We start from the raw sequence: 9,045 nt of genomic DNA, 5'->3' as shown, positions 1-9,045 counted from the left end.
CAATCATCCTCTCGCCGCGACCGCCGAAATGGCCATCCTGATTGTCGCTGTGTTCCCATCCAGATTGTCGCGCTACACAAGCCTCGCCCTCCGCAATGAGACGGTCGTGTAGCGCCTTGTCTATAGCGAGATGGCGCTCACGCGTGAACGACAGAAACATGTCAACGTGGAAGCCGGGCTGCTCCTTGGCGCCATCCAGGAAAATAGAGATCATTTCCGAATACGATCTGCGGGCATCGTCGACCGACCGTGCTGCAGGGCTTCATGCACTTGCGCAAGTAAGGCATCGAAGCGGTCGTTCGACGACCGGAGCGCGTGGACTCTAACGGTGGCATTATAAGCCTGCACAAGCCCGTCCACTTCCGCAGCAAGGACAGATCCGACGTTTTCGGGACGGTTCTTGATGCGCGAGAGTTCTTGCCGAATAGCGCGGCCTTTTTCAACGATAGAGCAGCGAGTGTCAGCCTCGAATGAGGTCTTAAGGTTTGCGCGTTGCTCCTCGACCCGGCGATTTAGTTCAATCACGTCGGCACTGTTCTTCGTACCGATGGCGCGTTGCATCTCCTCAAGTTCCGTGGCTGTGGTGTGTCGAGGACCGAATTGGCAAGATCCTCTCCCTCCTGCCCTTCGAAGCTCTTCTTGGCACTTTGATCCGTGAACATCTTGCCGGTATCGAACCTGCGTCCATGGAAGGGATCTCGAGCGCGCAGTTCAGCAGTCCGTTCTCGTCCAAATTCCAGTAAACCGCGGGGGTGAACTGGAACTTGGCTCCCCAAGATGCGTTATTGCTCAGCGAGCTGGGACCGACACGGCCAACGGCCAACCATATTGACGAGTGGCTGCAGTCGCCAGGCTTGCAGCCGCCAAGGTAAAGGTCCATGGAGGACATGAAGGCCAGCGCAGAAAAGCTGCGCGCAGAAGCCGACTATGCGGAGCAGATCGCCAGAAGCGCGACGGCTGCGCAGAAGCGCGAGCTTTATGAGCGTCTCGCCGTCCATTTCAGGCGGCTCGCTGGCGATATCGAGAAGGTGATGGCGGACAGGGCGGGGTAAGGCAGCCCGACGCACGACACTTCCGGACGACGCGCGCCGGGCCCACCCCGACCGGGCTTACGCCGAAATGGTCTATTCGCGCTGGGTGCGATTCTTGGCAGAATGGGCGCGATGAATGGCGGCGGCATTTGCCTCCAAGCTGTTTTCTTTATCTTATTTCAGGTGACGACGATGATCGAAGAGAAGGTCGCCCGCCTGCGCGCGCATAATAGCAACATCATCCGATATCGACGACTGCTTGAGACCGATCTTTCGGACCTTGAGCGTGGGTTTGTCGAAAAGCGCTTGAATGAGGAAAGGTCGGCTGTGAAAAGTTTGGCTAATCACCCATCTCCCGGCGGCTGGGACTGAATGCAACGCCAACAAAAGATCACTCTCGGGGAAATGCGGCAGTCCGGCCCCGCCGGCTGCTGATCTATTGCGGCGACTATCGATGCGCTCACTCTGTCGTCGTAAATGCCGATGGCTGGGGCGATGATGTGCGCCTGTCCGACCTGGAGCCAAAGTTCACCTGTCAGGTCTGCGGGTCGCCGGGGCGAAGATGTCAGGCCGCTGTTTGAGAAGGCGAGGTTGGGAACGGGAGGTCGCTGGGCGCGTTGATGCTGGCGCCAGTCACGGTCGCCCCCCTGGCTAGGCGCATTGGAATGACGGCCCCAGTCTCCTTTCCGGCAGCTGGGGCCGTTTCTTATTCAGATACCGGCAAGCCGAACCCAGATGTCACGCCACGAGCAAGGGCCAAAGCGTGTAGGGTCTTACGATGACCGTTTTTGTCTACGTCAACACAAGCAAGCAGGTCGGCGATGCCGAGCAAATCAAGGTATTCGCCACCACGGACGCCGCGGAAAAGTGGTTCGAGGAAAATGACCCCGGAAGGCGTAGCCTTTGAGTACAGGTCCTCGCATAAAAGAGGCCGCCAAAATGGCCTCTTTGCTGGCGATCTTTGGTTTCCTGTCTCGATGGCTAGGAGACCCCCTTGCCTGCGCACCGCACTGACGCGGCTCCGGTATAGATAATTAGCGGCCTCAAAATCAAAAGGGGGAAAATTCTTCGGAGGCGTGGATGCCGCCCTCCCCTAAAGGAAGTACTCCCTTAGTCCCCTTGCCGTCGCCGCCAGCTTCGCGAAACACTTCATGATTGTTCAGCGACGAGAACTGGCGAGGTTTTCGTGAGTAAATGGCTCAGCGACCGTATTGTCGAGGAAGCTGGACGTCGCATTTACGAGTCGCAGCAATCAAGGCTTTCGGATCAAACGACCTTCGCCGCAAAACGGGCATGGCGAAGCGACGACCTGCCGGAAAAGTTCTGGGACAGTTATGTCGAGGACGCACGGGCAGCGCTTTCGCTGACCAGCATCGCAGGCGTCTATAGCGTCGTCCGTGAAGAACGGTAAGCGACTAGGAAAACAATTCAGTTGCAGCCGCGAGGTTCTAGAGTGAATCGCATCGGCCGCGAGACTACTATGGGATGCTTGTGATTCTGGTGCTGGGCGATCGTCTGGCAGGTGTTGGGTCGCTGTAGACTGTAAGACGCCGCCAACTAAAATACGGCCCCAGCAGGCTTGGGAGGCTGGGGCCGTAAGTAAGGATAATGCGTCAGTGCCGAGAAATAAACTGGGTTCGGCACGTCCACTTGATAGCAAATGGCAGATTACCTCGTACCCATTCTATTGGGTCTCCAATCGGATCTTTTGGGGTGCCCCATCAGGAAGGCACCGTGTCAGTCATTCGCACCGATTTATTGAACTGGCAAGTTGCCGATCCGATTAGAGTGTACCCAAATTGGACCAGCCAGACAGACTCTTCGCTGAACAAGCGGCGCGCGTAGCGCTGATCGTTTGCGGCGGCGGATCGAGCCAGCCTGCCCTCTCCCATCCGCAACACTTCAACGGAGGCTGCCCCTTTCAGATTTTGGCGCGCAGCTGCGAAATCCGTTTCGGCACTTAATGAACGGACATCGACAGGCCGTTTCGGCAGGCCTGAAAAGTGCCGATTTTGCTGCAAAAGTCGGTTGAGGTAGGCCGCGAAGCCGTTGTGTTGACGCGAAACGCGGCGAGGTCGACACCGAAGACTTTGAGAAGTCACGACGTGAGCGCAAGAACATCGAGGTGCGGTCCGCACCTGAAGCGCATCCTGAAGCTCGGTCGGCTTCGACTGCGTGGACTGCGAGGCGCCCAGGACAAGCTGCCATCGCCCAGAACCCTGCTGCGGATCGCGTCATTGGCCGCTCGCCACCACCAACTCAGGCTTTGTGCTTCGCGTAGCGTCGGAGTTGTGTAGAGGGCGTCGGGGCCGGCGGATCAACGCCGGCTGCTCTTAACGAATGGCCGACTCGGCAGCAGCCGACTTTTGCAACAAAATCTGCCAATTCCGGACCTCGACGATGAGAGCTGGTGCCGGTGGCCCAACTAACTACTGTGCCTTACGCCAGCTCATCAAGAATTGCCCTGCCCTCGATGAGATCGCGCGTGTCGAAGCCTTCGGTGAAGCTGCCGAGCACCGGCGCCAGTAGGGCACGGGCCTCGCCGACCTTCCCTGCTTCGCGCCAGAGCCGGGCAAGTCCCTTCGCCGCGCGTAGCTCCCAGATCCGCGCCGACTGCGCCGTCGCAAGTGTGAGCGCTTGCCCGAATTGCAACTCGGCATTCACCTTATCCCTCCGCAAGCGCGAGGTCGGCAGCAAGTCGATGCAACTCCGCCTCATACCAGCGCTCGTCCGTGGCCCGCACTAGGCGTAGTGCCTCGTCGAGTTGTTCCGCCGCCTCCGACCACCAGCTCCCCTGCAGGCAAATCTCAGCCAGGATCGATCTCTTGTAGGGATGCTCGACCTTCCGGCGCGCCGCGACCGGCCCGCGTCCAGCCTTCGAAAAGACGCGCGACCGCGTGGAACACGACAATCCCTTTCTTCGCCGCAGGATCGAGCAGCATAGCAACGTTCGCCTCGACCGCCGCACAATCCCCGCACATGTGATAGCAACCGTTGCTGAGTGCCATCGCGTAGTAGAACTCTGAGCCGCCCCTTGAGACCGCAATGGCTTCTGCGGTTAAGGCGTGCCCCTGGTTCGGGAATCCAAGCGCGAACATGGTCCATGCCAAGTATGTCAGTGGATAGGTGGGAAACGATTGACGCGCCCGCGGTCTACGCTGTTGACGCGAAGCGACCCTTCCAGATGCTGGCGACCGCGAACAAGATTGCATCATACGCGGCGCCGTTATCACGAAGGCCTCGGTTTCTTCGACCGCCTTGTCGCAGTTTTCCTGAGTGTCCGCCTCTTCGACGACTTCTTCAATTTCTTTGAGGCCACTTTCCTCTTTGACGCACCGGCCTTACTAGCTTTGGCTGATTTTGCCGTCTTGGCTGCTGCTTTCTTCACAGGGGCGGGCAACCGTTTTGCTACAGCCTTCTTCGTGCGCTTGGCTACTGCTTTGACTGCCGTCTCAGCCAGCGCACCCGCGGCTTGAGCTGCCAAGTCCGTCATTTGGTCTACGATCGGCTTCCGCGGTTCCTTAGTTTCGGTTGTCTCGACCTTCGAAGCCTCGGCATCGTGATTATTTGTATCCATAGCTGCCTCCCGTGGGGACACGCATGGGCTTCAGGGGCGCCGATGTCAGGTTCTTAGAGCGTGCTCCGTTGTCGACCTGCGAACAGTCCGTACACAAAGAGCACAATGATTGCGCCAACCACCGCGCCAATCAATCCAGCACCTTCGCCGGGCAAGTACCATCCCAGAGCTTGGCCTAAGTAGCTAGCCACGAAGGCGCCCACGATCCCGAGAATCGTCGTGAGGATGAAACCCGACGGTTCGTTGTCACCCGGCATAACAAATTTGGCTATTACACCGGCAATGAAGCCAATGATGATCGTCCAAAGTATACTCATCTCAATAGTCCTTTCGTTAGCAACGGCTGCTACAAATCAAGCAGCAGGTAGATGTCCTTCCGGTGTGTATTTATCAACGGCAGTGGGCAACTCGCGGGACAGTCTCGCAAGGAGCTCGTCTTGCGAAAGCCCGGTCTGCTGTTCGAGCTGTTCAAGAACGTCCGCTCCGATTGCTTGCTTCAGTTGCGGAGGCGAAATCTCTTTGTTCGGGCCAGAATTGATCCAAGACTGAACCGTTTCACCTTGGCCATTTTGGTTAAAGCGTTCGAGCAACTCGCCGATGCCTCCGCTTAGCAGTCCGCCAACTCCTGCGCCGCCAAGCATCCCGCCCAGATTGCCAAGCAAACCACCCGACGGCTGCGAACCCGCCGAGCTACCACCGGCTCCCTTGAGCAATTCTGCCAATTTGTCGCGGTTCTGGTATCCCGCTATCGCGAGGAGCCCGAGAAGTGCAGTCATCGAAGGCATACCGCGGCTCATTTGCAGCTCCTGTCTGGTTATAAGTCCATGCAACTCCCGCAAGTCGGTTGGGTTCCAAGTACGGCTGCCAGACGCGATGGGTGTCCAGAAGGCAGGTGATGCTTAGGCCGCCACTTGATCTCCACGGATCACAATCTTCAGGGCGTCGTCCCACAATGGCCGATGTAACGCCTTCGCCTCAACGCAAGGCCACGCCGGTGATCTTGCTGAGCGTCAAGGAGCGCGACGTCCGGAAGCATGCTTGATGGGTAGAGCAAAGGAACTGCAGGACCGCTGCCGGACGAATCGCTCGAAGATCGTCGTGGGTGCATCCGAATAGGAAGACAGGGTCGCAGCCACCCTAGTCGTTATTGTGCATGTGCACCCGCCGCGATCAGCAGGCGACCAACATATTGCAATGCAAATGTTCTTCTCTTGAAAGAATACGACTTAGGACCGATACTGGTTCGAGGTCCTTGGCTACCGCTACCACAGCAATCCGAGGAGGCGATCATGGCAATCCAGATCGTGATGGACCGCACCGGCGACAGCCGTCATCCCTTCAACTCCCAGGACGCACGAGAACTGGCGAAGGCGGAGCAACGGTTCTATGAGCTGACGAAGGTCGGCTTCACCGCCGCGGTTCGGACCGGTCCAGGTCAGGTCTCCCAGATCCGATCGTTCGACCCGAACGCGGAAGAGACCGTCTTCTTCCCCAGGCTGGTCGGCGGGTAGTCGGCCTTTCTGCCATGTTCGGCTTTCGACCGCTGCGGCCAGGTGGCCCCTCCGGCAAGAGAGCGACGCGAGCCCTATTTTTCAGACACGGCGGAGCCGTGCCACCATGCGATCCCCGCGGCCAGCATCGGGCCGTACAGCGGCTCGGCGAATTGCTGCCAGCGCGCGAACAGCGATTTCGCGTTGACGATGACAGGCAGCGTCTGAATCAGCGCAGCCTTCGGATGTGTCTCCATGGCGGCACGAGGCGAATGATGCTGTCGCCCGTCATCAGACTGTCGGCGTCCAGAATCAGCATGCGCTCCGGTATTTCTAATCGCAGCTTCAGGCCAAGCTGTTGCGCTTTTGCACCCCTTTCAACACAAGCTGTGCCTATAACGAACATGGGAGCAATCCGCATGTTCGACGTATACGTTCGAGGAAAAGGCCAGCTTCTCGTGATCCGACGAGGAGCGCCACTTCCTGCGGGATTAGCGGGCGGCTGGAGAAAAAAGCGAGCGGCGCGCACTGTTAGTGACGAGATAAGCGGCGCGGTTATGCGGGAGGGTTTCTATAGACGCTCACCGACGCCGGTGATCGATACTCCCGTGGAGGTTTCCCATCCGTCTGAAGGTCAGCTAAAGTTCTAAGATGATGATGTGTAGTAGACTTGCGGCAAGCGGATCAGTCACTTCCCGATCTAAAACCCGATAGCGCGCGATCAGGACTTCTTGCTCTCTGAACCTCATCATGTTGTGCCCACCGGTTAATCGACCCGGCGGGATCCCCTGGCCGGAATCGCCGCTTGGCGAATGAAATTCCTTGAGCATCAGCCGCCTTGCGCAGCAGGCGAGCCCTTTTCAATGCTTCGGCTTTCTCAGGCCCGCTCGGCATTGATCGAGCTATCTCCAAAGCGTCGTCGGCAAGTCGCGGTTGGACGGGTCACCGGTCAATTGGCTCTCTTGAGCTTGTGGAAGGGCCGTGCACCCGAACGACGGCCCGCCGAAGCGGGCCGTCTTGAGGATTAACGAAGTCCGCCGCCGTACAGGGCCCGTTCCTTTCGGACCTCTTCGGCACCGTAGGGCTTGCTGCCGGCATCGAACGACTTCCACCCCGCCTTTTGCCAGGCCGCGCTTCGGTCACGCAGATTGATAGCAGACTCATCTAACATCGCTTCGAGACGGGAACGTTCGGCGTCGGCGACCCGCGCTGAAACCAGCGTGCCGCCCCGGCGGACGCCCTCAGCGTAGGAGTGGGCATCTTCCTCAGACACGCCCGCCTCTGTGAGCGCGCCGACAATACCGCCGGTGGCTGCGCCCGCTGCCGCGCCAACCGCTGTGGCAGCCAGCCACCCAGCCGCAACAACGGGTCCAAGCCCGGGTATTGCCAACAAGCCAAGTCCGGCAAGAAGGCCAGCTGCTCCACCCACGCCCGCGCCAATGCCAGCGCCCTTCCCAGCGCCTTCGGCGCGATCGTCGACGCCATCGCGGTCGCGATCTACCTTCTTGTCGGTGTTAAACCAGCCATCCGAGTTATTGGCGACGAGGCTGATGTCCGAGTGCGGCACGCCCGCGGCTTCCAAGCGCCTTACAGCTTGCTGCGCATCGTTGTGATTATCGTAAAGACGAGAAATGGTAACAGTCATGTTTGGTCTTCCTTACTTGGCAGTATTGACGTTGCCTTGAAAATCGACGCTTACCGCTGTGGCCGTGCCGCTCTTGCTGGCCTTGCCGCGCCAAACACCATTGTCGTCTTTTTTTAGTTCCGTGACGTTGGTGTAGCCGGCATCCTCGATTCTCGACTTAGCTTGCCCTTCGGTGAAGCTGTTGCGACCCACGACCGGAGCGTTGGAGTTGTTTTGACCGGCACTATTGACCGCGTTGTTGTTCGGTCCTGACTGCGCGGGCGGATTTTGCGCCGAGGCGGTCGTAGCTGCGAATAATCCAATACAAATGTAGAGAAACGAGCGTTTCATAGTTTCCTCCAGAGTTTCAGGAGCGCTCGTAACCTTTGGCTACCGCTATAGTTCCTAAACTAGTGACCTAGGCACGAACGCTTTGCCAAAACCCTCCACCGTTCGAGCAACCCGCCGTACCGCGTTCGGGCGGTGCGCAACTCAGAGACAATCGCCACGGCAGGCTTTTGGTTAGCCGGAGACGTCGCGCTCTGGCTCGAACCGTTCTATGAGGCGGCCGGCTTTCCAAAGCTCGATGGCGTTAACATCAACGGCGCACTTCGCAGTTGACGCGCCTCATCTCCATTGGAACAGGGAATGCTCAACGCGATCGATAATGTAGCCGGGGCGTCCAAGGACGTAGGCCCGATGTTCATCCATTAAGCCGCAGGAACCAGCCCTTCGTGCCACGGTTGCCGCAGCTGCTTTCCACCTAGCAGCCGACATCGATCGGGAACAAGTGGCAATACGCAACGTTGGAACACCGTGGGCAATTTATGAGGAGGCGTAAATGCCGGTACCGTTGCTGTGGGCGGTCCTACTGTAATCGTTATCGGTGGCGTCGGTTACTACGCGTCGTGCACTAACGAGTAAACAAATCAGCCGGGAAAACTAAGCAATCCGGCCCAATCGTCATTTGGAGGAGACACTATGAAAACGCTGCTGCTTTCAAGCGCCGTCATCGCGTTTACGGTCACTTCGGCCTTTGCGCAAACCGCCGTCACCTCGGAATATTATGTCGTGAGGGATGCAACCACCAAGAAATGTACCATCGTCGATAAAAAGCCGACCACAACGACGACGATAGTCGACAACGGCGTGTTCAAGACCAAGACCGAAGCCGAAACTGGCATGAAGACAATGAAGGTCTGTACGGAAAACTGATCCTCGATCAGTAAGAGCTCGCAGTCCTCGATGGACCACCAAGAGCCCCACTTTGCGCGCCCATCGACCTGCGTGACCCTGCCGGGCGGTCCTCGGCAGGGTTTTTCT

The 9,045-nt window shown here is 58.3% G+C and carries 16 protein-coding genes and 1 pseudogene; 7 read left to right on the top strand and 10 right to left on the bottom strand.

The genetic code is table 11. The features are described from left to right. Together JQ624_RS35895 and JQ624_RS35890 are read right to left on the bottom strand one after the other, a co-directional pair. Positions 1-214 (bottom strand): hypothetical protein (locus JQ624_RS35895; RefSeq protein ID WP_212423604.1); only part of this gene is annotated, 214 nt, incomplete at its 3' end. After that, complete coding sequence (locus tag JQ624_RS35890; RefSeq protein WP_212423603.1) at positions 211-561, bottom strand: hypothetical protein; 351 nt, start codon at positions 559-561, stop codon at positions 211-213. The genes JQ624_RS35890 and JQ624_RS35895, both read right to left, overlap by 4 nt. Positions 562-878: 317 nt before the next feature. Between JQ624_RS35890 and JQ624_RS35885 the strand changes: the two genes are divergently transcribed. The 4 genes from JQ624_RS35885 (at position 879) to JQ624_RS35875 (ending at position 2,442) form a co-directional block, all read left to right on the top strand. Beyond that, entirely contained in the window at positions 879-1,052 is a 174-nt protein-coding gene (locus JQ624_RS35885) for a hypothetical protein (protein ID WP_212423602.1), read from the top strand. A 102-nt stretch (positions 1,053-1,154) separates the two neighbouring features. Then, on the top strand, positions 1,155-1,403 hold the full coding sequence (locus tag JQ624_RS35880) for a hypothetical protein (RefSeq protein ID WP_212423601.1): 249 nt from the start codon (positions 1,155-1,157) through the stop codon (positions 1,401-1,403). Between the two features lie 406 nt (positions 1,404-1,809). Continuing rightward, a complete protein-coding gene (locus JQ624_RS39450) occupies positions 1,810-1,938 on the top strand; it encodes a hypothetical protein (RefSeq protein WP_283817010.1) in 129 nt (42 codons plus the stop codon). Between the two features lie 279 nt (positions 1,939-2,217). Next, complete coding sequence (locus tag JQ624_RS35875; RefSeq protein WP_212423600.1) at positions 2,218-2,442, top strand: hypothetical protein; 225 nt, start codon at positions 2,218-2,220, stop codon at positions 2,440-2,442. A gap of 1,028 nt (positions 2,443-3,470) precedes the next feature. Here JQ624_RS35875 and JQ624_RS35870 read toward each other — a convergent pair. Both JQ624_RS35870 and JQ624_RS35865 read right to left on the bottom strand, forming a co-directional pair. Continuing rightward, positions 3,471-3,695, bottom strand: a complete 225-nt coding sequence (locus JQ624_RS35870) for a hypothetical protein (protein WP_212423599.1) — start codon at positions 3,693-3,695, stop codon at positions 3,471-3,473. A gap of 143 nt (positions 3,696-3,838) precedes the next feature. Further along, positions 3,839-4,129, bottom strand: coding sequence for a hypothetical protein (locus JQ624_RS35865; RefSeq protein ID WP_212423598.1), 291 nt, complete (start codon positions 4,127-4,129; stop codon positions 3,839-3,841). A 108-nt stretch (positions 4,130-4,237) separates the two neighbouring features. Between JQ624_RS35865 and JQ624_RS35860 the strand changes: the two genes are divergently transcribed. Further along, the gene (locus tag JQ624_RS35860) at positions 4,238-4,507 is read left to right on the top strand and encodes a hypothetical protein (protein WP_212423597.1); all 270 of its coding nucleotides are present in this window, start codon (positions 4,238-4,240) and stop codon (positions 4,505-4,507) included. A gap of 154 nt (positions 4,508-4,661) precedes the next feature. Here JQ624_RS35860 and JQ624_RS35855 read toward each other — a convergent pair whose 3' ends face one another. Both JQ624_RS35855 and JQ624_RS35850 read right to left on the bottom strand, forming a co-directional pair. Continuing rightward, positions 4,662-4,925 (bottom strand): GlsB/YeaQ/YmgE family stress response membrane protein, encoded by a 264-nt coding sequence (locus JQ624_RS35855; protein WP_212423596.1) that lies wholly within the window; start codon positions 4,923-4,925, stop codon positions 4,662-4,664. Positions 4,926-4,961: 36 nt separating this feature from the next. Then, a complete protein-coding gene (locus tag JQ624_RS35850) occupies positions 4,962-5,405 on the bottom strand; it encodes a YidB family protein (RefSeq protein ID WP_212423595.1) in 444 nt (147 codons plus the stop codon). Positions 5,406-5,897: 492 nt separating this feature from the next. Between JQ624_RS35850 and JQ624_RS35845 the strand changes: the two genes are divergently transcribed. Then, a complete protein-coding gene (locus JQ624_RS35845) occupies positions 5,898-6,119 on the top strand; it encodes a hypothetical protein (protein WP_212423594.1) in 222 nt (73 codons plus the stop codon). A 92-nt stretch (positions 6,120-6,211) separates the two neighbouring features. Here the strand turns inward: JQ624_RS35845 and JQ624_RS35840 are convergent. The 4 genes and pseudogenes from JQ624_RS35840 to JQ624_RS35825 all read right to left on the bottom strand — a co-directional run. After that, a pseudogene (locus JQ624_RS35840) lies at positions 6,212-6,417 on the bottom strand (glucan biosynthesis glucosyltransferase H); the annotation flags it as partial. Between the two features lie 319 nt (positions 6,418-6,736). Continuing rightward, positions 6,737-6,928, bottom strand: coding sequence for a hypothetical protein (locus JQ624_RS35835; RefSeq protein ID WP_212423606.1), 192 nt, complete (start codon positions 6,926-6,928; stop codon positions 6,737-6,739). 194 nt (positions 6,929-7,122) lie between these two features. Then, a complete protein-coding gene (locus tag JQ624_RS35830; RefSeq protein WP_212423593.1) occupies positions 7,123-7,743 on the bottom strand; it encodes a hypothetical protein in 621 nt (206 codons plus the stop codon). Between the two features lie 12 nt (positions 7,744-7,755). Continuing rightward, positions 7,756-8,073, bottom strand: a complete 318-nt coding sequence (locus JQ624_RS35825) for a hypothetical protein (RefSeq protein WP_212423592.1) — start codon at positions 8,071-8,073, stop codon at positions 7,756-7,758. A gap of 630 nt (positions 8,074-8,703) precedes the next feature. Between JQ624_RS35825 and JQ624_RS35820 the strand changes: the two genes are divergently transcribed. Then, positions 8,704-8,937, top strand: a complete 234-nt coding sequence (locus JQ624_RS35820) for a hypothetical protein (protein ID WP_212423591.1) — start codon at positions 8,704-8,706, stop codon at positions 8,935-8,937. The last annotated feature ends 108 nt before the right edge of the window (positions 8,938-9,045 follow it).

It is taken from the genome of Bradyrhizobium sp. AUGA SZCCT0283, assembly GCF_018130385.1.
GTDB lineage: Bacteria > Pseudomonadota > Alphaproteobacteria > Rhizobiales > Xanthobacteraceae > Bradyrhizobium.
This window is presented reverse-complemented; position numbering and strand designations above follow the sequence as displayed.